This window comes from Burkholderia sp. 9775_39 (genome assembly GCF_015712225.1).
In the GTDB taxonomy this organism is placed as follows: Bacteria; Pseudomonadota; Gammaproteobacteria; order Burkholderiales; family Burkholderiaceae; genus Burkholderia; species Burkholderia cenocepacia.
On record NZ_JACCQC010000011.1, the window covers coordinates 185945 to 208305 of the forward strand.

General features: G+C 69.2%; 21 protein-coding genes. 8 read left to right on the forward strand and 13 right to left on the reverse strand.

Annotated features, from left to right (window positions below; all coding sequences use genetic code 11):
- Positions 1-6 precede the first annotated feature (6 nt).
- Both H0X90_RS17315 and H0X90_RS17320 read right to left on the reverse strand, forming a co-directional pair.
- The gene (locus tag H0X90_RS17315) at positions 7-1488 is read right to left on the reverse strand and encodes an amidohydrolase family protein (protein ID WP_077189725.1); all 1482 of its coding nucleotides are present in this window, start codon (positions 1486-1488) and stop codon (positions 7-9) included.
- A gap of 2 nt (positions 1489-1490) precedes the next feature.
- Complete coding sequence (locus H0X90_RS17320) at positions 1491-2429, reverse strand: MurR/RpiR family transcriptional regulator (RefSeq protein ID WP_006487897.1); 939 nt, start codon at positions 2427-2429, stop codon at positions 1491-1493.
- A gap of 119 nt (positions 2430-2548) precedes the next feature.
- Here H0X90_RS17320 and H0X90_RS17325 point away from each other — a divergent pair, with 119 nt between their 5' ends.
- Positions 2549-3829 (forward strand): amino acid deaminase, encoded by a 1281-nt coding sequence (locus H0X90_RS17325; protein ID WP_020979402.1) that lies wholly within the window; start codon positions 2549-2551, stop codon positions 3827-3829.
- Positions 3830-3986: 157 nt separating this feature from the next.
- Positions 3987-4568, forward strand: coding sequence for a DJ-1/PfpI family protein (locus H0X90_RS17330; protein WP_006487930.1), 582 nt, complete (start codon positions 3987-3989; stop codon positions 4566-4568).
- 68 nt (positions 4569-4636) lie between these two features.
- Here H0X90_RS17330 and H0X90_RS17335 read toward each other — a convergent pair whose 3' ends face one another.
- Positions 4637-5083, reverse strand: a complete 447-nt coding sequence (locus H0X90_RS17335; protein ID WP_006487928.1) for a MarR family winged helix-turn-helix transcriptional regulator — start codon at positions 5081-5083, stop codon at positions 4637-4639.
- 58 nt (positions 5084-5141) lie between these two features.
- Entirely contained in the window at positions 5142-6737 is a 1596-nt protein-coding gene (locus H0X90_RS17340; RefSeq protein WP_048987449.1) for an MDR family MFS transporter, read from the reverse strand.
- A gap of 106 nt (positions 6738-6843) precedes the next feature.
- Here H0X90_RS17340 and H0X90_RS17345 point away from each other — a divergent pair, with 106 nt between their 5' ends.
- Positions 6844-7686 carry an EcsC family protein gene (locus tag H0X90_RS17345; RefSeq protein WP_077189726.1) on the forward strand — a complete coding sequence of 281 codons (843 nt, stop codon included), beginning with the start codon at positions 6844-6846 and terminating at the stop codon, positions 7684-7686.
- Here the strand turns inward: H0X90_RS17345 and H0X90_RS17350 are convergent.
- The 3 genes from H0X90_RS17350 to H0X90_RS35760 form a co-directional block, all read right to left on the reverse strand.
- The gene (locus H0X90_RS17350; RefSeq protein ID WP_077189727.1) at positions 7656-8618 is read right to left on the reverse strand and encodes an alpha/beta hydrolase; all 963 of its coding nucleotides are present in this window, start codon (positions 8616-8618) and stop codon (positions 7656-7658) included. The two genes, H0X90_RS17345 and H0X90_RS17350, sit on opposite strands and share 31 nt — an antisense overlap.
- An 89-nt stretch (positions 8619-8707) precedes the next feature.
- Positions 8708-9142 carry a CHRD domain-containing protein gene (locus H0X90_RS17355; protein WP_006487921.1) on the reverse strand — a complete coding sequence of 145 codons (435 nt, stop codon included), beginning with the start codon at positions 9140-9142 and terminating at the stop codon, positions 8708-8710.
- A gap of 198 nt (positions 9143-9340) precedes the next feature.
- On the reverse strand, positions 9341-9556 hold the full coding sequence (locus tag H0X90_RS35760) for a hypothetical protein (protein ID WP_226245082.1): 216 nt from the start codon (positions 9554-9556) through the stop codon (positions 9341-9343).
- A gap of 75 nt (positions 9557-9631) precedes the next feature.
- On the opposite strand from H0X90_RS35760, the gene H0X90_RS17365 reads away from it, so the two are divergent.
- Entirely contained in the window at positions 9632-10633 is a 1002-nt protein-coding gene (locus H0X90_RS17365) for a hypothetical protein (RefSeq protein ID WP_077189728.1), read from the forward strand.
- Positions 10634-10663: 30 nt separating this feature from the next.
- Here H0X90_RS17365 and H0X90_RS17370 read toward each other — a convergent pair whose 3' ends face one another.
- The 3 genes from H0X90_RS17370 to H0X90_RS17380 all read right to left on the reverse strand — a co-directional run bounded on the left by H0X90_RS17370 (position 10664) and on the right by H0X90_RS17380 (position 14223).
- The gene (locus tag H0X90_RS17370) at positions 10664-11437 is read right to left on the reverse strand and encodes a class II aldolase/adducin family protein (protein ID WP_006497398.1); all 774 of its coding nucleotides are present in this window, start codon (positions 11435-11437) and stop codon (positions 10664-10666) included.
- A gap of 244 nt (positions 11438-11681) precedes the next feature.
- Positions 11682-13304 (reverse strand): phospholipase D family protein, encoded by a 1623-nt coding sequence (locus H0X90_RS17375; RefSeq protein ID WP_077189729.1) that lies wholly within the window; start codon positions 13302-13304, stop codon positions 11682-11684.
- Positions 13305-13506: 202 nt separating this feature from the next.
- The gene (locus H0X90_RS17380; protein WP_012492411.1) at positions 13507-14223 is read right to left on the reverse strand and encodes a FadR/GntR family transcriptional regulator; all 717 of its coding nucleotides are present in this window, start codon (positions 14221-14223) and stop codon (positions 13507-13509) included.
- Between the two features lie 128 nt (positions 14224-14351).
- Between H0X90_RS17380 and H0X90_RS17385 the strand changes: the two genes are divergently transcribed.
- Genes H0X90_RS17385 through H0X90_RS17400 form a run of 4 tightly spaced genes read left to right on the forward strand, consistent with a single transcriptional unit; the run spans position 14352 to position 19062 of the window.
- A complete protein-coding gene (locus H0X90_RS17385) occupies positions 14352-15149 on the forward strand; it encodes a (Fe-S)-binding protein (RefSeq protein WP_077189731.1) in 798 nt (265 codons plus the stop codon).
- On the forward strand, positions 15146-15871 hold the full coding sequence (locus tag H0X90_RS17390; RefSeq protein ID WP_077189732.1) for a lactate utilization protein C: 726 nt from the start codon (positions 15146-15148) through the stop codon (positions 15869-15871). The genes H0X90_RS17385 and H0X90_RS17390 overlap by 4 nt, the downstream gene beginning before the upstream one ends.
- A complete protein-coding gene (locus tag H0X90_RS17395) occupies positions 15868-17313 on the forward strand; it encodes a LutB/LldF family L-lactate oxidation iron-sulfur protein (protein WP_006488727.1) in 1446 nt (481 codons plus the stop codon). Before H0X90_RS17390 ends, H0X90_RS17395 begins: the two co-directional genes overlap by 4 nt.
- Before the next feature lie 48 nt (positions 17314-17361).
- Positions 17362-19062, forward strand: a complete 1701-nt coding sequence (locus H0X90_RS17400) for a lactate permease LctP family transporter (protein WP_006488730.1) — start codon at positions 17362-17364, stop codon at positions 19060-19062.
- Positions 19063-19173: 111 nt separating this feature from the next.
- On the opposite strand, the gene H0X90_RS17405 is transcribed toward H0X90_RS17400, so the two are convergent.
- The 3 genes from H0X90_RS17405 to H0X90_RS17415 form a co-directional block, all read right to left on the reverse strand.
- Positions 19174-19935: a M48 family metalloprotease gene (locus H0X90_RS17405; RefSeq protein ID WP_006477817.1), complete on the reverse strand. Its 762-nt coding sequence runs from the start codon at positions 19933-19935 to the stop codon at positions 19174-19176.
- Positions 19936-20137: 202 nt separating this feature from the next.
- The gene (locus H0X90_RS17410; RefSeq protein WP_012492410.1) at positions 20138-20920 is read right to left on the reverse strand and encodes a glycosyltransferase family 2 protein; all 783 of its coding nucleotides are present in this window, start codon (positions 20918-20920) and stop codon (positions 20138-20140) included.
- 125 nt (positions 20921-21045) lie between these two features.
- A complete protein-coding gene (locus H0X90_RS17415) occupies positions 21046-22350 on the reverse strand; it encodes an endoribonuclease L-PSP (RefSeq protein WP_077189733.1) in 1305 nt (434 codons plus the stop codon).
- Positions 22351-22361: the final 11 nt, after the last annotated feature.

The window sequence follows — 22361 nt, forward strand, 5'->3', positions numbered from 1 at the left end:
GCGCGTTCAGAACGCCGCATCGGCACTGGCCGGCACGCGCTCGCCGCGCGCGACGAAACCGCCGGCGCGCTCGCCGGTCGGTTGGCCGTTTTCATAGGTCAGCACGCCGTTCACCCACACGGCGTCGATCCCGTGCGCGGGCTGCTGCGGCTTCTCGAACGTCGCGGCGTCGATCACGCTCGCCGGATCGAACAGCACCAGGTCCGCGTGATAGCCGACATGTACCTCGCCGCGCTTCGGGATGCCATAGCGACGCGCGGACAGCGACGTCATCTTGCGGATCGCCTCCTCGAGCGGCAGCAGGTTGGTGTCGCGCACGTAATGGCCGAGCACGCGCGGAAACGCGCCCCACAGCCGCGGATGCGGCAGCGGATCGTTCGGCAGGCCGTCCGAACCGACCATCGTCGCCGGATGCGACAGGATCCGGCGCACGTCGTCCTCGGACATGTTGTGGTACACGGCGCCGGCCGGACGGATGCGCTGCGCGGCTTCCTGCTCGGTCACGCCCCAGTCGGCCGCGATCGCCTTCAGCAGCTTGCCCGCGACTTCCGGGTGCGGCTCCGACCACGTGATCGTGATGTCGATGTCGCCCGTCACCTGCTTCAGGTCGAGCGTCGACGAACTGCGGCTGTACGGATAGCAGTCGCAGCCGACCGGCTGGTAGCGGCGCGCGCCTTCGAGCGACGCGAGCACCTCGGTGCTGCGCCCCCAGTTCGACGGGCCCGCGCATTTCAGGTGCGAGATCACGACCGGCACCTGCGCGTGACGGCCGACGCTATAGGCTTCGTCCATCGCGTCGAGGATCGCGTCGAACTCGGTGCGCATGTGCGTCGTGTACAGCGCACCGGAGCGGGCGAGCGGCTCGGCGAGCGCCATCACTTCCTCGGTCGGCGCCGCGAACGCGGAACCGTACGCGAGACCCGACGACAGGCCGAGCGCGCCGTTCGCGAGCGCCTCCTCGAGCTGCGCGCGCATGCCGGCGATCTCGCCGTCGGTCGCCGCGCGGTCGAGGCGGTCCATCTGGTTGTTGCGCAGCGCCGTGTGGCCGACGAGCGCCGCGACGTTCACGGCCGGGCGCGCGTCGTTCACGGCCGCGACGTAAGCGGCGAAGGTCGGGTACTGGAACGCGCCGCGCTCGCCGAGCAGGTTCATCGGGTCGGGCGGGTCGCCCGCGAGCGTCACCGGCGATGCGCTGATCCCGCAGTTGCCGACGATCACGGTCGTCACGCCCTGCGAGATCTTCGGGATCATCTCCGGCGCACGGATCACGTGCGTGTCGTCGTGGGTATGCACGTCGACGAAACCCGGCGCGAGCGCCCGGCCGTTCGCGTCGACGACGTGCTCCGCGAGCCAGTTCGACAGGTTGCCGATCGCCGCGATCAGGCCGTTGCGGATCGCGACGTCGCGCGTGACGGGCGGCGCGCCGGTGCCGTCGTACAGTTGCGCGCCGACGATCAGCGTATCGGCCGCTTCGGGATGCGAATGCATGGTCAGTCTCCTACCGGTTGACGGTCGCCGCCGCCGCGGTGCGCGTCGAGCGCGTGTTTGATGCGGCGCAGCGATTCCCGGCCCGCATCGCCGAGCCGCAATGCGACGCCGGTGACGAGCACGTCGATCGCCATCATCATCGCGTAGCGCGAGGTCGACGGCTTGTAAATGAAATCGGTTTCGAACGCGACGACCGGGATCAGGTGGTCGGCGAGCTTCGCGAGCGGCGACGCCGGCGCGGTGATCGCGATCAGCTTCGCGCCGTAGCGCTTCGCGAGCCGGCAGCTCTCGAGCAGCTCGGGCACGCGCCCGCTCACCGACAACGCGACGACGACGGTGTCGCCCGACAGCGTCGCGGCCACCATCCGCTGCAGCAGGCTGTCCTGGTAGCTCGCGACCGGCCGGCCGAAGCGCACGAGCCGGAAGCGCAGCTCGTCGGCGAGCGCGGTCGAGCCGCCGCCCTGCCCGTACACGTACGTCATCTTCGCGCCGGCGAGCAGGTCGGCCGCCGCGTCGAACGACGTGTTGCGCAACAGCTGGTGATTGTGGGCGAGCGCCACGCGGATCTCGTCGTAGACCATCGACGCGGGACTCGCGTCGTCGGCCGGCGTGTCGTCGGACGGCACCAGGAAGCGCTGGCCGACGGCCGCCGCCTGCGCGACGAGCACCTTCAGTTCGCGCACGTCGCGACAGCCGACGGCCTTCGCGAAACGCGTGACCGTCGCGACGCTGACCTCCGCGTCGCGCGCGAGCGCACCGATGCTCGCATGCGCGGCGCGGGCCAGATCGGCGAGGATGAACGCGGCGACCTTGCGCTCGGCCTCGCGCAACTCGGGCGCGCATTCGGCGATCCGCGCGACGATGTCGAGGACCGGCGGAGCGGCCTGAGCCGGATAGGGCTCGGCGGCTGGCGGAGCGGACGGGGAAGCGGGCGTATTCATCTGCGGAAAAGGATACGAAGCTGGATGTTATTAAATAACATCACCGCGCCGATGCTACTTTCTGTACCATCTGCATGTCAACTTCAGTGCAATGCATAGTGATGATGGAGCGGGATGACATGAAAGTTACAAACTATCAGGAAGCGACGATCGATCCGTTCGGCAAGGGCCTGGGCAATCTGCCGAGCGCGAGCGTGCCGCTCGGCGACGCGGGCCGGCTCGAATGGAACCTGCTCGCGGAAGACGTCAGTCTGCCGGCCGCCGTGCTTTACGAGGATCGCGTCGAGCACAACCTGAACTGGATGCAGGCGTTCGTGCAGAAATACGGCGTCAAGTTCGCGCCGCACGGCAAGACGACGATGGCGCCGCAACTGTTCCGCCGCCAGCTCGACGCTGGCGCGTGGGGCATCACGCTCGCCACCGCGCACCAGACGCAGGCCGCGTATCACGGCGGCGTGCGGCGCGTGCTGCTCGCGAACCAGCTGGTCGGCCGCCAGAACATGACGATCATCGCGGGGCTGCTGTCCGATCCCGATTTCGAGTTCTTCTGTCTCGTCGATTCCGCGGAGAGCGTCGACCAGCTCGGCCGCTTCTTCGGCGCCGCGCAGAAGTCGCTGAACGTGCTGATCGAGCTCGGCGTGCCGGGCGGCCGCGCGGGCGTGCGCGATGCCGCGCAGCGCGAGGCCGTGCTGGCCGCGATCGCGCGCTATCCGGACACGCTGAAGCTGGCCGGCATCGAGCTCTATGAAGGCGTGCTGAAAGAGGAAGGCGAGATCCGCGCGTTCCTGCAGCAGGCGGTCGCGCTCACGCGCGAGCTGGCCGAAGCCGGCCGCTTCGCGCGCACGCCGGCGATCCTGTCCGGCGCCGGTTCGGCGTGGTACGACGTGGTCGCGGAAGAATTCAGGAAGGCGTCCGACGCGGGCTTCGCGGAAGTCGTGCTGCGTCCGGGCTGCTACCTGACGCACGACGTCGGCATCTACAAGAAGGCGCAGAGCGACGTGTTCGCGCGCAACCCGATCGCCCGCTCGATGGGCGAAGGGCTGCTGCCGGCGCTGCAGCTGTGGGCGTACGTGCAGTCGGTGCCGGAGCCCGATCGCGCGATCGTCGCGCTCGGCAAGCGCGATGCGGCGTTCGACGCGGGCCTGCCCGAGCCGGCGCGCCACTTCCGCCCGGGCCGCGACAGCGCGCCGCGCGACGTCGCCGCCACCGAAGGCTGGGCCGTCACCGGGATGATGGACCAGCACGCGTACCTGCAGATTCCGCCGGGCGCGGACGTGAAGGTCGGCGACATGGTCGCGTTCGACATCTCGCACCCGTGCCTGACGTTCGACAAGTGGCGCCAGGTGCTCGTGCTCGATCCGCAATTCCGCGTGACGGAAGTCGTCGAAACGTTCTTCTGACGCACGCCGCGCGCGACGCCGCCCTGCCGCTCGCGCGCGGCGGCCGTCACGCGCGCTTCAATCTGCCGGAGTACACTGCGCTTTCGTCCTCGGGGCCCGTCGTCGCCGTCATGCACGGCGCGACCGGGCCTTCAACGCTGCTTCACTGGAGAAAGCCATGGCCGCGAAGAAGATCCTGTTCCTGACCGGCGATTTCGCCGAAGACTACGAAACGATGGTGCCGTTCCAGGCGCTGCAGGCCGTCGGCCACCACGTCGATGCAGTCTGCCCGGGCAAGCGCGCGGGCGACAAGATCAAGACCGCGATCCACGATTTCGAAGGCGACCAGACCTACACCGAGAAGCCCGGCCACCAGTTCACGTTGAATGCGGCATTCGACGACGTCGATGCGGCGCGCTACGACGCGCTCGCGATCGCGGGCGGCCGTGCGCCCGAATACCTGCGACTCGATCCGAAGGTGATCTCGCTCGTGCGCGAGTTCGCCGAGGCCGGCAAGCCGATCGCGGCGATCTGCCACGCGGCGCAACTGCTCGCGGCCGCCGACGTGATCCGCGGCAAGCGCATTTCGGCCTACCCGGCCTGCGCGCCGGAAGTGAAGCTCGCGGGCGGCGAATACGCGGACATCCCGGTCGACGCGGCCGTGACCGACGCGCCGTTCGTCACCGCGCCCGCGTGGCCTGCGCATCCGGCCTGGCTCGCGCAGTTCCTCGCGTTGCTCGGCACGCGCATCGAGCTGTAAACCGTCACCTGATCAGAATGAAATGAAGCGGCGGCCGGCGGCGCTCAAGTACCGCCCGGCCCCGCGCATCAACGCGCGACCGGCGTCGACCCGACATCCGCGATCCGCGATTCCAGCATCGCGAGCGCACCCGACAGCGCATTCAGCACATCGTCCGGCAACTGCGCCATCGTCTGGTCGAGAAACGCCTTGCGGCGCGGCAGGCACGCGTCGAACGCCGCGCGGCCGGCTTCCGTCAGCGTGACGTTGGTCACGCGGTTGTCGCGCGCGTCCGATTCGCGCTCGATCCAGCCGAGCGCGTCGAGCGACTTCAACTGGCGCGTGAGCGCGCCCGGATCGATGCGCAGCACTTCGACGAGCTTCTTCTGCGACGCATGCCCGTCCATCGTGTGCAGCGCGACCATGATGCGCCAGCGCGGCATCGGCTGCCCGACGTGCGCTTCGAACGCGGTCATGAAGGCGCGATACGTGCGTCCGAATTGCTGCAAGATCGCGACGCGGTCCTGTTCTTCCATGCGCTGATTTCGTTCCGGTGAATCGTTGAGTCGTCGAATCGCTCGATCGCCTGACCGGTCAGTCGGCCGCGACGTGCGGTTCGATCTTGCGCCGCAGCGCGATCGGCGGCACGCGACGGCACTGCCACACCGACACCACGGCGACGACGGCCGCCATCGCGACCCCCAGGTGAATCGCGCCGACCAGCGATTCGCGGGCCGCTTCCAGCAGCAGCGCGCCATTATGCCCGGCACGCGTCAACTCCGCGACGAGACCGCCCTGCGCCGCGCGATCGATCAGGATCTGCGGATCGGCGAGCCGCGCGTGCCACTGCATCGCGTGGTCGGCCGACAGCGCGTTGCGCACACCGCTCGAATACATCTGGTTGACGAGCGTGCCCGTCAGCGCGGTGCCCAGCATCCCGCCGACCATCCGCAGCGACTGCAAGAGCGCCGTCGCGATGCCGAGATGCTCGCGGCCGGCCGTCTGCTGCGCGAACACGGTGAGGTTCGGCAACACGAAACCGAGCCCGATGCCGCCCGCGACCATCAGCGCCATCAGCATCCAGGCCGGCGTCGTGTGGGTCGCCACGACGATGCCCGCGCACGCGACGGCGAACAGCACGAAGCCGACGTGCAGCATCGCGTTCGGGTTGCGGATGCGCGTGACGACGCGGCCGTTCATGATGCTGCCGATCGTGATGAACACGACGAGCGGCGTGATTACGAGCCCGGCCTCCTTCGGCGACATCCCGAAGCCGCCCTGGAACAGCAGCGGCGCGTAGAACAGCAGCGAGAACATCGAGAAACCGGCGAGGATCGCGAGCACGAACAGCGCCGACAGCGCACGGTTGCCGAACATGTCGAACGGCAAAATCGGTTGCGCACAGCGTTTCTCCCAGTGCCACAGGCCGACGCCCGCCGCGACCGCGACGACGAGCAGCAGCGACGCCCAGCTCATGACGCCGTACTTCGGCAGCCATTCGACGAACAGTTGCAGCGCACCGAGCGACAGCGCGATCAAGAGCGCGCCCGGCCAGTCGAGCCGCATCTTGCGATCGTGTTCGACGTGGCGCAGATGCGGCAGGTAGCGCCACACGAAAATCAGCGACAGGATGCCGATCGGCAGGTTGACGTAGAACACCGAGCGCCAGCCGAACGACTGGGTCAGGAACCCGCCGAGCGACGGGCCGACCGCGTTCGCGATGCCGAACGCGGAACTCATCAGCACCTGCCAGCGCAGCCGCACGACGGAATCGGGGAACAGATCGGGAATGCACGCGAACGCGGTGCCGACCAGCATCCCGCCGCCGATTCCCTGCAGTCCGCGCGCGAGCACGAGGGTCAGCATGTCGTTGGCCATCCCGCACAGCACCGACGCGCCGGTGAACACGACGATCGACGCGATCACGAACGGCTTGCGGCCGTAATAGTCGCCGAGCCGGCCGAAGATCGGCACCGTGATCACGGAACTGAGCAGGTACGAGGTCGCGACCCACGCGTACAGGTCGAAGCCGCGGAGTTCGGCGACGATGGTCGGCAGCGCCGTGCCGACGACCGTCTGGTCCAGCGCGACCAGCATGGTGACGAACGAGATCCCGATCATCGCCAGCAGCGACTCGCGGAACGGCAGGACTTGCCCGCTCGAATGGTGGGCGGCGGTGTGAACGGCCATTTTTTGTCGATGCAACTTTTGCCGAGTCAAAGAATCTCAAAATTCTAGCATGCCAGAGTAATCTAGGCTGGCGATGGTTCAGGGCCCGCTCAGGCCAAGGAGAAAGATGGAACCGATTTCAATCACCCCCGCGACGGCGCTGTCGCCGGAGGATCGGGACGCGCTGCGGCGCGCGAAACAGGTGCTGGAAAGCCCGTCGCTGACGATGAAGCTGACGGGCGTGCTCGGCGCGCCGATCGAGAAGATGATCGCGCGGCTGCCGGACTTCGCGACCGGCAAGATCAACGACGCGACGCAGCTCGCGCTGCGCAAGTGCCTGAACATCGCGCTGCGCACGCTCGGCAAGCCGCAGGCGCCGGACGCGGAGCCCGAGAAACCCAGTAACCTGCTGCACAAGCTCGCGGTCGCGACGACCGGCGCGGCGGGCGGCGCGTTCGGTTTTCTCGCGCTGCCGGTCGAGCTGCCGGTGACGACCACGCTGATCTTCCGCTCGGTGTGCGACATCGCGCGCAGCGAGGGCGAGGACCTGACGTCGGTCGATACGCAGTTGCAGTGCCTGGCCGTGCTCGGCATGGGCGGCAACCCGGACAAGCAGGAGGAAGACGCCGATCTCGGCTATTTCGTGCTGCGCGGCGCGCTCGCGCAGGCGATCTCGAAGGCGTCGTCGGACATCACGGCGAAAGGCATCGCCGCGCACAGCTCGGCGGCCGTGTTCAAGCTCGTGCAGACGGTGGCCTCGCGCTTCTCGGTGCAGGTGACCGAACAGATGGCCGCGAAGTCGATCCCGGCGATCGGCGCCGTGCTCGGCGCGACCGTCAACACGCTGTTCATCGACCACTTCCAGCAGATGGCGCACGGCCACTTCACCGTGCGCCGGCTCGAACGCAAGTACGGCTCGGTGGCCGTCAAGGCCGCCTATCAGGCGATCGACGCCTCGCCCACGCGCTGAACCGCGCGCTCGACCGCGACGCGGCGCAGGAACGCGGCCGCGCGGTCGAGCGCGTCGCGCGCTTCCGGCACCATCGGCGCGTACAGCTGCCACACGTGCGGCATGTCGGGCCACACCTCGATTTCGACCTGAACGCCGGCCGCCTTTGCCTTCTCGGCGACGCGGCGTGAATCGTCCAGCAGCACCTCGGTGCTGCCGGCCTGGATGTACAGCGGCGGCAGACCCGTGAAGTCCGCGTAGAGCGGCGATGCGTACGGATTCGTCGCGGGCTCGTCGCCGAGATACAGCTTCGCCGCCTTCGGCAGCGCCGCGGCCGCGAACATCGGATCGACGCCGTCGTTGCTGCGCATCGTGCCGCCAGTGCCGGCCAGGTCGGTCCACGGCGAGAACAGGATCGCGCCGGCCGGCAGCGGCTCGCCGCGATCACGCAGCGCGACGAGCGTCGCGAGCGCGAGGCCGCCGCCCGCCGAATCGCCGCCGAGCACGATCGACTCGGGCGGCGTGCCGAGCGCCAGCAGTTGCCGATAGGCGGCGAGCGCATCGTCGAGCGCGGCGGGGAAACGGTTTTCGGGTGCGAGCCGGTAGTCGAGCGAGAACGAACGGACGCCCGCGCGCTTCGTCAGGCCGAACACCAGCGGTCGGTGGGTCTTCGTCGAACAGAAGTAGTAACCGCCGCCGTGGAAATACAGCAGCGTGCGGCCGGGCCCGCGGCCCGCGCCCGTGTCGGTGCGCTCGAGCCATTCGCCGCGCAGCGGCGCGTCACCGGTGCCGTAGCACTGCCGCAGCCGGTAGCCCGACGGCGGGCGGCGCGGCACGAACATCCGCAGGTCGGTGAAGCGCCGGGCACGCGCGGGGTCGAGCACCTCGCGCATGGTTTCCGGACGAAACTGCCAGCGCAGCAGCCAGCAGGCGAACTTGCTTTGCCAACTCATCGGACGCACTCCGTCATCGCAGTGTGACGATGGTACGTGCGAACGCTCCCGCGCCGCTCGACAGGTGCCTCTATATCAAACGCCGGCGCTCAGTTCGCCGGCATCACCTGGCCGCGGATCTCGCCGGACGGGTGTTCCTTCGTATGAATGTTGAAGTACCACTTGCCGCCCATCAGGTCGGTGACCTGCGCGTCGGTGAGCGCCTTCGAACCCTTGATCGGGCTCGCCAGCTCGTCCTTCGGAATCGGCACCTGCACGCCGGCGTTCTGGCCGACCGGCGCGGGCCCGTGGAAATGCGCGGCCGTGGCCGGCCCCGTGAGGTGTTCGTAAGTGACCGTCCACTGCAGCATGTGGGTGGCCGTGTCGTAGGTGGCGGCGACGGCGCCCGAGCCCTTGGTCGCCGTCGGCGGCACTTCGCTCGACGGCTGCAGGCTGGCGGACAGGCGCACCGTTTCGGCAGCGGCGCTGCCGGCCGCCAGCACGCCCGCGCATAACGCGACCTGGAGCAAACGCAGCTTGAGCATGGATTCTCCTTGTACGACGTGGTACGCCGCCCGGGCGGCGGCGTCACCCGTGATGGTAGTCGATCGGCGCCCGCTCCGGCAGCCTGCCGAAACCTGGAAGAGACCTTTGCAGCACGGCCCCTGAATCCGTGCACGGGCTTTCGCTACACTTCGTTTCACAGTTGCTTGTTTCCTTCGTCCGAAGGAGTCTGCGAGTATTCACGCGGCCACCCCGGCCGCGTTTTTTTTGCGTGTCTCGAACGGCAAGCGGAATGCCGCGCGCGAACGCCGCGCTTTGGCCCTGCTCATCATCAAGCAGGACGAATCATGCTTCGTCGCGCACACGTCGCGATCGAAACGCGTGTCGACCAGTACCGCAACCCGCATGTTGTCCCGATGTGCGTAATACGTTATTGCGCGCAGCCGGGTCGACACGTGTTTTCGTGCGCAGGACAATGACCGCGTGTTGTCGTGACTGGAAAGAAGTGAACCGTGCCGGCCCGTCTCCCGATGCCCTGCCCGACCCGCCCCGCCCGTGTCCGCCCGCTGGTGGCCGGCCTCTGCTCCGTCGCCGCGCTCTACGGCGCGCCCGCCGACGCACAGGAATTCGCGCTGTTCACCGGCCCGCTGTGGGGCGGCGGCCAACGCACGTATTCCTGGGCGTTCGATTACCAGGAAGGCTTGAGCCCGCATACCGCGCTCGGCTTCACGTGGTACAACGAAGGGCACATTCCGAATCATCACCGCGACGGCCAGGCAGTGCAGTTCTGGGGCCGCGTGCCGCTCGCGAACCGCCGCCTGGTGCTGTCGGCCGGCGCGGGCCCGTATCGCTACTTCGACACGGTGCCGGCCGCCGAAGGCCGCGGCTACTCGAATACGCATGGCTGGGGCGTGCTGATGAGCGTGCGCGCCGCGTACTACACGTCGCGCCGCTGGATCGCGCAGCTTCAGGTCAACCGCGCGCAGGTGTTCGGCGGGCCCGACACGACGTCGGTGATGTTCGGCGTCGGCTATCAGCTCGATGCACCCGACACGCCGGGCCCGCGCGACACCGCGTTGCCGCGCACGCGCAAGGTCACGCACAACGAAGTCACGGCGATGCTCGGCGAGACGATTCTGAACAGCCGCTCGTCGCCGTCGACGCTCGGCGGCAGCATCGAATACCGGCGCGGCCTCACGCGTTCGCTCGACTGGACCGCGACGTGGATGTACGAAGGCGCGAAGCAGTCGGTTCGCCGCAACGGCATCGCGTCCGAGCTGTGGCTCACGCGCGCGTTCCTGAACGACAAGGTCACGCTGTCGGCTGGCGCCGGCGCGTATTTCACCGTCAACCAGCGCAACCGCGAAGGCCAGCCGGGCCCGGGTGACGGCCGGTTCTCCGGCATCGTGTCGATCTCGGCCAGCTACCGGATCTCCGACCGCTGGCTCACGCGCGTCACCTGGAACCGCGTGGTCACGCGCTACGACCGCGACACCGACGTGATCCAGGCCGGCGTCGGCTACCGGTTCTAGCCCGGCGCCCTCACCGGGCTACCGCCCGCGTCACGCGCGGTAGCCCGGATCGATCCGGTCGACGATACGCTGCAGCGCGTCGAACGCGTCCTGTCCCGCGCCATGCTTCGGATCGAAATTCAGCGAATCGCGCACGCACCCTTCGAGCACTGGCGGCGCGATCGGCAATGCGTCGCCGATCGCATGCGTCGCGACCTGCACCTCGCATGCGCGGTTGAGCAACCACATCAGCGAAAACGTCTGCGCGAGCGTCGCGCCGATCGTCACCGGTCCGTGGTTGCGCAACAGCAGCACGGGCCGCCCGCCCGCACTCTCGACGATGCGCCGGCCTTCCTCGAGATGCACGGTGATGCCTTCGAAGTCGTGATACGCGATCTTCCCGTACAGCTGCGCCGAATAGAAATTCGAGAACGACAGCCCGTCGCGCGAACAGCACACGGCCATCGTCGGCGTCGTGTGCACGTGCATCACGCAGTGCGCATCGGGCAGCGCCGCATGGATCGCGCTGTGGAACGTGAAGCCGGCCGGATTGATCGGCCAGTCGGAGTGACCGATCACGTTGCCGTCGATGTCGATCTTCACGAGATTCGACGCGCATACCTCGCGGTAATGGAGCCCGAACGGGTTGATCAGGAAATGACCGTCCTCGCCCGGCACGCGCAGCGAGATGTGGTTGTAGATCAGCTCGGTCCAGCCGAGATGATCGAAGATGCGGTAGGCGGCCGCGAGCTGCACCCGCGCCTGCCATTCGGCTTCGGAGAAGCGCGCGGGACGCGTGAACGGCTGGTTCGGTACACGTTGCATGAGGAACTCCGGTTGCGGGGGCGCGCGGCCCCGGGCGAATGGCGGCGCGCATCGTCCATCGCGTGCCGGCGCCGCGCGCGGTGCGTACACGCCCGTGCGGCGGCACGCCGTTCGGCGCGTTCCGCGCCCGCATGGTGCGAGCGGACCGGCGGCGCCCTCACGATTCACATATCGTTGCGCGCACAACCATATCACCTTTCCCCGCGCACCGGTATCGCGGGTTTTGCCGGAGCCGTTCCCGCCCTTACAACTGGTCGTCGACCGGCAGCAGCGTGAAGATGCCCGTCATCACGTTGCGCAGCAGCCCCGCATGCGGGTCGACGTGATAGGTGGTGGGCTGGCCGCCGTCGGTGCCCGTCCATTCGAGCGCGGGCGGGCTGCCGTCGGTCCGCTTCGCGAGCGTGACGCGGTAGCTTTCGTCCGGCTGCGTCACGCGCGCGAAGATCGCCGCGGCCTGCTGCGCGAGCACCGGGCTGTGGATCACGAGCGCGAGCTCGGTGTTCAGGTACGCGGAACGCGGGTCGAGGTTCAGCGAGCCGATCACGAGGATTTGCCGGTCGATCACGTACGCCTTCGCATGCAGGCTCGCGCGCGAGCGCGAACCGAACAGCCGCGCGGGCTGCTGGTCCGGCTGCGACTTGAACTCGTACAGCTCGACGCCGCGCTGCAGCAACGGCACGCGATACGGCGCATAGCCGGCCTGCACCGCGACCGCGTCGGTCGCCGCGAGCGAATTCGTGACGATCGCGACGCGCACGCCGCGCGCGGCCGTGTCGCCGAGGATCTTCACGCCGGCGTCGTGCGGCACGAAGTACGGCGAGAACGCGAGGAATTCCTTCTGCGCGCCGCGCGTCAGCTCGGCCAGCCGCTGCATCGGCGGGCTCACGTAGGTGCCGGTCGGCCGCGCGACCTTGTCCGGCGCATCGACCTCGAATTCGGCCGGCGCCCACACGAGCTCGAGTTCGTCGCGCGCGATCTGCCGGGCGAGCGGCGTCGCGTTCAGCGGTTTCGCGTTGTACGGATCGGCGTTCTTGCGCCAGTGGTCGCGCAGCTCGTCGCGCATCGCGTCGAGATCCTTCGGATCGAACGTCTGATGATTGAGCACGCGCAACGGATAGCTGCTCGCGCTCGCCCAGTAGTCGTCGAAGCTCTTCGAGATGTCGTTCGTCACCGGGCCGGCCGCGAGCACGTCGAGATCGCGGAACTGCAGCGTCGGGCTCGCGCTGAAGTATTCGTCGCCGAGATTGCGGCCGCCGACGATCGCGATCTGGTTGTCGGCGATCATCGCCTTGTTGTGCATCCGGCGCGTGAAGCTGTCGATCCGCGTGAAGAAGTTGGTCGTGCGCTCGACCATGCCGCGCTGCGACGCGCCGAACGGGTTGAACACGCGGATCTCGATGTTCCGGTGCGTATTCAGCGCGGCCATCACGCGGTCGATATCGTCGAAGTTCAGGTCGTCGACCAGCATCCGCACGCGCACGCCGCGATCGGCCGCGTACAGCGCGGCGCCGAGCAGCAGCTTGCCGGTCGTATCCTCGGTCGCGATGTAGTACTGCATGTCGAGCGTCTTCGTCGCCGCTCGCGCGAGCGCGATGCGCATCTGCAACGCGATGGCGCCGTCGGCCAGCAGCCGGAAGCCCGACTGCCCCGGATGCGCGGCTTCCGGCGCGGCCAGCGCATCGCGCAGCGGCGTCGCGGTATCGGCGGACAACGCGCGGGAGACCGGGCGATCGAGCGAGGTGGCGGGCGGATGCGTCGCGCACGCGGCGAGCGGCAGCAGCGCGCAGACGACCAGCGCGCGGGCCTGGCGGCAGGCGGCGCGCCACGACAGCGCGACCGGTGCGCGCCGGATCAAGGACGTGAGCACGGAAGCTTCCTCGACAATCGGATCAATGGGCACGTCATCGCCGCGGCGCGCGGCTGACAAGCGGTTCCGGTCGATTCTAGTAGGCGCCCGACGAACCGGTCAATCGCGCGGGCCGCGCAGCCGCACCGCGCGCCGGGCAGGGTGGCGCGCGATGCGCGACCGGCCGCCGCGCGGGCTGCCGCCGTCACTGGTCCGACCAATCTCACGACGTATCGCCGCTGCGTTCGAAATGGCTGCGCACGTAGTCGATATGCGTCTGCATCGCGGTGCGCGCCTCTTCGGGCCGCTGCGCGCAGATCGCCTCGCACACGACCCGGTGCTGCAGCAAGAGCAACTCGGATGCCTGCTCGTCCTCCATCGTCATCCCGGCCACGTTGATCGAAATGTGCTCGCGCAACATTCCGATCACGCTCGTATGCAGGTGCAGGAACATCGTGTTGTGCGACGCGAGCGCGATCGCCTCGTGCAGCTTCGCGTCGGTCGCGGCCTCGACGGCCGCGTCATCGTTCGCGTGCGCGGTTTCGAGCTCGCGCAGCAGCGCGCGGATCCGGCGCCGGTCGTTCGCATCGGCCCGCAGCGCGGCGAAATAGGCGGTCGCCCCTTCCAGCACGCGGCGGAATTCGAGGATGTCGTCGCGCAGCGCCGGATGGTCGGCGACCAGCTGGCCCCACGGCGACGCGATGCCGGCGCGCAACTGGTCCGTCGCGTAGACGCCCGCGCCGCGCCGGCTCTGCAGCAGCCCGCGCGCGACGAGCCGCTGGGTCGCCTCGCGCACCGTATTGCGCGCGACGCCGTACTGCTGCGCGAGCACGCGCTCGGCCGGCAGCCGCGCGCCGGCCGGCCACGTGCCGTCGAGCAGCGCCGTCTCGATCTTGCGCATCACCACTTCGGTCCGGCCCCGTGCCGTCATCGCTGCCATCGTCGCGTCTCCCCGCGGAATACGTGCCGCGCCGATTGGCCCAACCAATTTGAGCTACGGCGCGGACGCGGGAATTATGCAGCGAAATCGACGCTCCGCATGCCGGGCCGTCGCCTCTGGAGCGAGACATGAACCCAAGGCCGTACCCCACCGCCCCCGCGCACGTCTATCTGTTCGCGACCTGCCTGGTCGACCTGTTCGTCCCCGAAGCGGGACTCGACGCGGTCCGCCTGCTGGAACGCGAGGGCCTGACGGTCCACTATCCACGCGGCCAGAGCTGCTGCGGGCAACCGGCCTACAGCAGCGGCAATCCCGACGAAGCGCGCCGCGTCGCGGCCGCGCAGCTCGACCTGTTCGCGCAACCGTGGCCGGTGATCGTGCCGTCCGGCTCGTGCGCGGGCATGATCCGGCACCACTGGCCGGCGCTGTTCGCCGACGATCCCGTTCACGGCCCGAAGGCGCGCGCGATCGCGGAGCGGACCTACGAACTCGCCGAATTCCTCGTCCACGTGCTCGACGTACGGCTCGACGCGATCGCGGCCGGCGCCGGGCCCGACGAACGCGTCGTGCTGCACACGTCGTGCGCGGCGCGGCGCGAGATGGGCACGCGCGTGCACGGGGTCGCGCTCGTCGACGCGCTGCCGGGTGTGACGCGCATCGAACACGAACGCGAATCCGAATGCTGCGGCTTCGGCGGCACGTTCTCGCTGAAGCATCCGGACATCTCCGGCGCGATGGTGCGCGACAAGGTCGCGTCGGCCTGCGCGACCGGCTGCGACCGGCTCGTGTCCGCGGACTGCGGCTGCCTGCTGAACATCGGCCACGCTGCGGCCAAGGCCGGCGCGTCGCTGCCGGTCGAACATCTCGCGAGCTTCCTGTGGCGCCGCACGGCCGGCGCCGGCTCGCTGCGCGGAGAGTCGCAATGAGCGCGCGCGACGCGATCCTCGCGCGGCTGCGCGCGGCCGCCCCGGATGTCGCGACGAACGCGGCCGCTGCACTCGACGCGCGCATCGACACACACTACGCGGCACGGCGTACGCGGGTCGCGCCCGATCCTCTGGCGCTCGCGCAGACGATGCAGACCGCGCTCGCCGCCTCGCACGCGGACGTCTGGTGCGCGAGCGCCGACGCATGGCCCGCGCAGCTGGCCGCGCGGCTCGCCGACGCCGGCGTGCGCCGCCTGCTGCTCGACCCGGTCCGCGCCGAATCCGCGGCGCTCGCCCGCGCGCTGCCCGAGACGGTCGCACCCGTACCGTTCGACCGGCCGATCGACGCATGGAAGGCCGAACTGTTCGACACGATCGACGCCGGCTTCACCGTCGCGCGCTCGGGCATCGCGGCCACCGGCACCGTCGTGCTCGCGCCCGATGCCGGCACGCCGCGCACGGTGTCGCTGGTGCCGCCGCTGCACATCGCGCTCGTTCACGCGAACACGGTGCATGCGGACCTGCACGCCGCCGTGCACGCGGAACGCTGGCAAGCCGGCATGCCGACCAATCTCGTGCTGGTATCGGGCCCGTCGAAGACGTCCGACATCCAGCAGACGCTCGCCTATGGCGCACACGGCCCGCGCCGCCTGTGGGTCGTGATCGTCACCGATTCGGCCGCGCCGCCGGCCGCCCCCGCCTGCGAGGACCTGCCGCGATGAGCAACCACCCGCTGCAATTCGTCGCCCCCGGCGACTTCAAGACCCGTGCGCGCGCCGCGCTCGACGATCCGGCGCTGCGCCAGAGCTTTCGCGGCGCGATGGACTTCCTGCAGGGCAAGCGTGCGACGCAGTTCCCCGACGACACCGAGCTGCAACGGTTGCGCGATCTCGGCGAAGCCGTGCGGCAGCATGCGCTCGCGCAACTGCCCGTGCTGCTCGAACGGCTGGAGACGAAGCTCACCGAAGCCGGCGTGCACGTGCACTGGGCCGAAACCGCCGCCGACGCGAACGCGATCGTGCTCGGCATCGCGCAGGCAAAGAAGGCGCGCCGCGTGATCAAGGGCAAGTCGATGGCGAGCGAGGAAATCGAGCTGAACCATTACCTCGCGGAGCACGGCGTCGACTGCATCGAATCCGACATGGGCGAATTCATCGTGCAGCTCGCGGGCGAAAAGCCGTCGCATATCGTGATGCCGGCGATCCACAAGACCCGCGGCGACATCGCCGAACTGTTCGCGGCGCACCTGCCCGGCACGCGCTACACGGAAGACGTCGACGAACTGATCCAGACCGGCCGGCGCGCGCTGCGCCGTGCGTTCGCCGAGGCCGACATCGGCCTGTCGGGCGTGAACTTCGCGGCCGCCGACACGGGCACGCTGTGGCTCGTCGAGAACGAAGGCAACGGCCGCCTGTCGACGACGGTGCCCGACACGCACGTGGCGATCATGGGAATCGAGAAGGTCGTCGAGAAGCTCGAGCACATCGTGCCGCTGTCGAGCCTGCTCACGCGCTCGGCCACCGGCCAGGCGATCACGACCTACTTCAACCTGATCTCCGGCCCGCGCCGCGACGGCGAACGCGACGGCCCGCGCGAGCTGCATCTCGTGCTGCTCGACAACGGCCGCACGCAGGCGTACGCGGACGAACAACTGCGCGCGACGCTGCAGTGCATCCGCTGCGGCGCGTGCATGAATCACTGCCCCGTCTATACGCGCATCGGCGGCCACGCGTACGGCACGACCTACCCGGGCCCGATCGGCAAGATCATCTCGCCGCACCTGCTCGGCCTCGACGCGACGGCCGACCTGCCGACCGCGTCGACGCTGTGCGGCGCCTGCGGCGAGGTGTGCCCGGTGCGGATCCCGATCCCGCAACTGCTCGTGCGGCTGCGCACCGAAGCGAACCGCAAGCCCGACGAGCCGGTCGCGCATCCGTTGCGCGGCCAGGGCGCGAACTACCACCGCGCGGAAGAACTCGTGTGGCGCTTCTGGTCGGGTGCGTTCGCGCATCCGCGTGCGTACCGCGCCTTCCGCTGGACCGCGACGCGCCTGCGCGCGCTGACGCCCGCGAAACAGATGGGCTGGACGCAGCACCGCACGCCGCTCGAACCGGCGCCGCGCAGCCTGTCCGACCTGCTGCGCGCACGCGGCCAGCCCGAATAGCACCCGCTTTCAAACCCGTACCCCGATAAATCCATGGAGGAGACACCCATGCAGGTTTGGCACCAGATCTACACCCCGCTCGGCAGCCTCGGGCTGTCGGCGTTCGTCGCCGCGATTCCGATCATCTTCTTTTTCGTCGCGCTGGCCGCGCTGCGGATGAAGGGCCACGTCGCGGCCGCGATCACGCTGCTGCTGTCGCTCGGCGTCGCGATTCTCGCGTACGGGATGCCCGTGCCGCAGGCGCTCGCGGCCGCCGGCTTCGGCTTCGCGTACGGCCTGTGGCCGATCGCGTGGATCATCGTCGCGGCCGTGTTCCTGTACAAGATCGTCGTGAAGACCGGCCAGTTCGACATCATCCGCGCGTCCGTGCTGTCGATCACCGACGACCAGCGCCTGCAAATGCTGCTGATCGGCTTCTCGTTCGGCGCGTTCCTCGAAGGCGCGGCCGGCTTCGGCGCGCCCGTCGCGATCACCGCCGCGCTGCTCGTCGGCCTCGGCTTCAAGCCGCTGCACGCGGCCGGGCTGTGCCTGATCGCGAACACCGCGCCGGTCGCGTTCGGCGCGATGGGCATCCCGATCATCGTCGCCGGGCAGGTGACGGGCATCGATGCGTTCCACATCGGCGCGATGGCCGGCCGCCAGTTGCCGCTGCTGTCGCTCGCGGTGCCGTTCTGGCTCGTGTTCATGATGGACGGGCTGCGCGGAGTGCGGCAGACCTGGCCCGCCGCGCTCGTGGCGGGCGGCAGCTTCGCGGTGACGCAGTACTTCACGTCGAACCACATCGGGCCCGAGCTGCCGGACATCACGTCGTCGCTCGTCAGCCTCGTCGCGCTCGCCGCGTTCCTGAAGGTCTGGCAGCCGAGCCGCGCGAAGCAGACGGCGGGCGGCATCGTCGCGTCCGGCGGCGGTGCGGCGCTCGCGGGGTTCGGTACAGGCGGCAACGGCTCCGGCACGAGCCGCCAGCCGTCGCCGTACACGCTCGCGCAGACCGTGCGCGCGTGGTCGCCGTTCCTGATCCTGACGGCCGTCGTCACCGTGTGGAGCATCGCACCGTTCAAGGCGCTGTTCGCCGCGCACGGCGCGCTCGCGTCGACCGTGCTGAAATTTCACGTGGCCGGGCTCGACCAGCTCGTCGTGAAGACCGCGCCGATCGCCGCGACGCCGAAGGCGCTCGACGCGGTGCTGAAGATCGATCTCGTGTCGGCGGTCGGCAGCGCGATTCTCGTGACCGCGCTGATCTCGATGGCGCTGTTGCGGATGAAGCCGCGCGACGCCTGCGTCACGTTCGGCGAGACGCTGAAGGAACTGACGCGCCCGATCCTGTCGATCGGCCTCGTGCTCGCGTTCGCGTTCGTCGCGAACTACTCGGGGATGTCGTCGACGCTCGCGCTGATGCTGGCCGGGACCGGCGCAGCGTTCCCGTTCTTCTCGCCGTTCCTCGGCTGGCTCGGCGTGTTCCTGACCGGCTCGGACACGTCGTCGAACGCGCTGTTCTGCTCGCTGCAGCAGGCCACCGCCCATCAGCTCGGCGTGCCGGAGACGCTCGCGGTCGCCGCGAACACGACGGGCGGCGTGACCGCGAAGATGATCTCGCCGCAATCGATCGCGGTCGCGTGCGCGGCGACGGGCCTCGTCGGCAAGGAATCCGAGCTGTTCCGCTTCACGGTGCGGCACAGCCTGCTGTTCGCGGTGATCGTCGGGCTGATCACGCTCGTGCAGGCGTACGTGCTGCCGGGGATGGTGCCGTAAGCGGCGCGCAGGCACGGCCCAAAACAAAACCCCACGCCCGAACCACGAGCGTGGGGTTTTTCATGTCGCTTGCCGATCGCCGGCGCGAACGGCCGGCGCTCCGCCGCGCGATCAGCTGCCCTTCGCGATGCGATCCTGGATGTGCTGCGCGCGGCTCGCCGACGACGGGTGCGAGCTCATCATCGAGCTCTGGCCGCCGTCCATCTGCGCGAGCTTCTGGAAGCCGGTGACGAGGCCCTTCTGGCTCATGCCCTTCTGCTTCATCAGGTCGAACGAGTAGTCGTCGGCCGCGCTTTCCTGCGACTGCGAGAACTGCGCGTTGATGAACTTCTCGGTGATGTCGCCGAGCTGCGAGCTCGACAGTGCCGCCACGCCCGGCGAGGCCGCGCCGGCCGCGCTGCGCGCCGCGCTCACCGCGTATGCGGTCTGCATCGCCTTCTTCGAGTGGCCGAGTGCGACGTGGCCCATTTCATGGCCGATCACGCCGCGCAGCTCGTCGTCGTTCATCATGTCCATCAGGCCGCTGTACACGCGCACGCAGCCGTTGCCCATCGCCCACGCGTTGACGTCCTTGGTCAGGTAGACCTTGTAGTTGATCTTCTGGCCGTTCAGCGTCATGTCGCCGAAGCCCTTCATCACCTTCGTCAGGCGCTTCGCGTAGGCGCTGTTCGCCGGCGCGATCTTCGATTCGGCGTCGCTCGACTTGCACGATTCGTTCGACAGCGCGGCGATGTCGCTGTCCGACAGCGTCGCTGCCTTGTACAGGTTGGTCCCCGCCGACGTCAGGCTGTTCGCGTCAAGGCTCTGTACCCCGCCGCATGCGCTCAACAGAAACGCCACGCCACACGCCGCCACCGCTTTCTTGAGTTGCATCCCGGAATCCCTCGATAGTTGTATTTGGGAGCGGCGATTTTGCATAATCCGGCAGAAAATTACCAGATGTTTACATCGGATGACACGTTCATTACTCGGTGGATTGACATGACGCGGCGATCCGGCACCGGATTGGCGACGAAAAGCAGGGTAATCGCCGCACGCGGGGCGGCGACCGCGAAGGAAACGGCCGGCTCTTCGCTCAGGCCGTCTGGTCGCGCCGCCGCGTCAGACGCCGGGCGACCAGCATCGGCAGCCGCATCGCGAAGCCGGCGAACAGGCGCAGGTGCATCCACGCGAGCAGCGCGTTGTCGCGGCCGTAGTGAAAGTGCGACACGCCGCCTTCGTCCCGGCCGAAATAGCGCACCGGCGCGTCGATGCGGATCGGCCGCACGCCGGCCCAGCACAGCCGCACGGCGGCTTCGGGATCGAAGTCGAAGCCGCGCATCCACGGCTGGCGCCGCATGATCGCCGCCAGCGGCGCGACCGGATACACGCGAAAACCGTACAGCGAATCGCCGATCCCGGCCCACAGCGTCTCGAGGTCGGCCCACGCGTTCGACAGCCGGCGCCCCTGCACACGCAACTGCGGCGCGCTCGCGTCGAACTTCGGCACGCCGAGCACCATCGCATCGGGCGCGGCCTGCGATGCCGCCATGAAGGCGGGAATCAGGTCGGCCGGATGCTGGCCGTCGGAATCCATCGTCAGCACGTGCGTGAAGCCGCTCGCGGCCGCCGCGTCGAGCCCCGCGAGCACCGCGGCGCCCTTGCCGCGATTCTCCGGCAGCACGATCACGCGCAAGCCGGGATCGCGCTCGGCCATCGCCTGCAGCCGTTCGGCGCTGCCGTCGGTGCTGCCGTCGACGACGACCCACACCGGGTTCCACTGCGCGCGCGCATGGCGCACGGTCGTGTCGACCTTGGCGCCCGGGTTGTAGCTCGGAATCAGGACGAGATGAGTGGGCGACGCGTGCAGCTTGAACATGGAAACAGCCGATGACGAAGACGGGGATCCTGACAAAAGTGTATGACCGGCCGACGAACGCCGGCACGCTTCGCCGACCCCGGCCGCCTGCCCGACCGGTGGCCGGATCGTGAGGCTCTCGCGCTTCATGACAGCCACTCCATCGCATGACCGGCGCTGGCCTCGATCTCGACCAGCAGGTCGTCGCGGCACACGTCCGCATGCACGAACAGCGGCCGCACGTGAGGACCGGCGGCCTCGCGCAGCACGCGGCCGATCGCGGCCAGCGCCGCGGGGTCGCCGGCGTCGCGCACGTAGACGCGATAGCCGAGGTCCGCGAGCGAGAACGGGCCGTGCCCCTGCCGCGCGGCCTGCTCGAGCACCGCCGCGAGGTTCGCGACCGTCTCGCGCGTCTGCGCGACGACGTCGCCGCGATGCACGGTACGGTGCCCGACGATGCTCGCGGTGCCCGAGACGAACAGCACCGGCGTCGCGTCGCCGTCGGCCCACGCGGCGGCGCGCGCGAACGTCGGCGCGCGCGGGCCGTACTGCGCCGGATAGTGATAGGCGCTCACCTGGCGCGGATTCTCGATGGAATCGGCCGGCGTGCGGCTCGCGAGGAAATGGATCGCGAGCGGCGCGGCCGGCGACGCATCGCCGGCGACCGGCACGACCGAGCCGAGCGCGCACGCGGCCGGCACGCCGCCCGTCAGTGCGCGGCGGCACGCGTCGAACGCCTGTTGACGGCCGATATTGAACTGACGATAGCGCTCGATCGCGAACTGCACCGCATTGATTGCCGGCACGGTGTTCCAGATCCGCAGCGGATGCGGCATGCCCAGCGTATCGAGCAGCTCGAACAGCGCGCGGTACGCGTCGAACGTCGCGCGTTCGAGCGGCGTGCCGCCGTCGCGCCGCGCATCGTACGCCGCATCCGTCTCGTGCACGACGAGGCTGCCGAACACGAGCCCCGCCGCTTCGCTGTAGCGGTAATGCAGCGCACCGCGCCGTTCGCTGCGCAGGTCGTGCGCATCGCATTGCCACACTTCGCAGACCGCATCGTCCGGTGCGACGTCGGCGCCGAGCAGCGCCATCTGTACCGGTGCGACCGGCAGGCCGGGCGCGGCATCGGTCAGCATCCGCGCCATGGCGGCCGCGCGCGAGGCGTCCGGTGTTCCCGCCGCGCCGATGCACACCGCGCCCAGCGCGCCGGGAAACACGCGATCGAATCCGTCATCCCGGCCGCGCGCATCGTGCAGCAGCGCGACGAGCCTCGCATGGCTCGCCTGGACGAGCCGCAGCGCGAGGCCGCCGCCGTGCGCGAACGGCGCGGCCGCAGGCGCGGCGGCGGGCAACATCGGACACGGACGCCGTTCGGCGTCGACTGGATGCACGGACACTTCGATTTCCTCACGATGCGGCACGGGCCGCGCGATCACGCGGCCCTGCACCGCGTTGCGTT

Excerpts from the sequence above, each read along its gene's own strand:
- H0X90_RS17315 (WP_077189725.1), bottom strand. The coding sequence starts at position 1,488 with ATGCATTCGCATCCCGAAGCGGCCGATACGCTGATCGTCGGCGCGCAA.
- H0X90_RS17320 (WP_006487897.1), bottom strand. The coding sequence starts at position 2,429 with ATGAATACGCCCGCTTCCCCGTCCGCTCCGCCAGCCGCCGAGCCCTAT.
- H0X90_RS17325 (WP_020979402.1), top strand. The coding sequence starts at position 2,549 with ATGAAAGTTACAAACTATCAGGAAGCGACGATCGATCCGTTCGGCAAG.
- H0X90_RS17330 (WP_006487930.1), top strand. The coding sequence starts at position 3,987 with ATGGCCGCGAAGAAGATCCTGTTCCTGACCGGCGATTTCGCCGAAGAC.
- H0X90_RS17335 (WP_006487928.1), bottom strand. The coding sequence starts at position 5,083 with ATGGAAGAACAGGACCGCGTCGCGATCTTGCAGCAATTCGGACGCACG.
- H0X90_RS17340 (WP_048987449.1), bottom strand. The coding sequence starts at position 6,737 with ATGGCCGTTCACACCGCCGCCCACCATTCGAGCGGGCAAGTCCTGCCG.
- H0X90_RS17345 (WP_077189726.1), top strand. The coding sequence starts at position 6,844 with ATGGAACCGATTTCAATCACCCCCGCGACGGCGCTGTCGCCGGAGGAT.
- H0X90_RS17350 (WP_077189727.1), bottom strand. The coding sequence starts at position 8,618 with ATGAGTTGGCAAAGCAAGTTCGCCTGCTGGCTGCTGCGCTGGCAGTTT.
- H0X90_RS17355 (WP_006487921.1), bottom strand. The coding sequence starts at position 9,142 with ATGCTCAAGCTGCGTTTGCTCCAGGTCGCGTTATGCGCGGGCGTGCTG.
- H0X90_RS17365 (WP_077189728.1), top strand. The coding sequence starts at position 9,632 with ATGCCCTGCCCGACCCGCCCCGCCCGTGTCCGCCCGCTGGTGGCCGGC.
- H0X90_RS17370 (WP_006497398.1), bottom strand. The coding sequence starts at position 11,437 with ATGCAACGTGTACCGAACCAGCCGTTCACGCGTCCCGCGCGCTTCTCC.
- H0X90_RS17380 (WP_012492411.1), bottom strand. The coding sequence starts at position 14,223 with ATGGCAGCGATGACGGCACGGGGCCGGACCGAAGTGGTGATGCGCAAG.
- H0X90_RS17385 (WP_077189731.1), top strand. The coding sequence starts at position 14,352 with ATGAACCCAAGGCCGTACCCCACCGCCCCCGCGCACGTCTATCTGTTC.
- H0X90_RS17390 (WP_077189732.1), top strand. The coding sequence starts at position 15,146 with ATGAGCGCGCGCGACGCGATCCTCGCGCGGCTGCGCGCGGCCGCCCCG.
- H0X90_RS17395 (WP_006488727.1), top strand. The coding sequence starts at position 15,868 with ATGAGCAACCACCCGCTGCAATTCGTCGCCCCCGGCGACTTCAAGACC.
- H0X90_RS17400 (WP_006488730.1), top strand. The coding sequence starts at position 17,362 with ATGCAGGTTTGGCACCAGATCTACACCCCGCTCGGCAGCCTCGGGCTG.
- H0X90_RS17405 (WP_006477817.1), bottom strand. The coding sequence starts at position 19,935 with ATGCAACTCAAGAAAGCGGTGGCGGCGTGTGGCGTGGCGTTTCTGTTG.
- H0X90_RS17410 (WP_012492410.1), bottom strand. The coding sequence starts at position 20,920 with ATGTTCAAGCTGCACGCGTCGCCCACTCATCTCGTCCTGATTCCGAGC.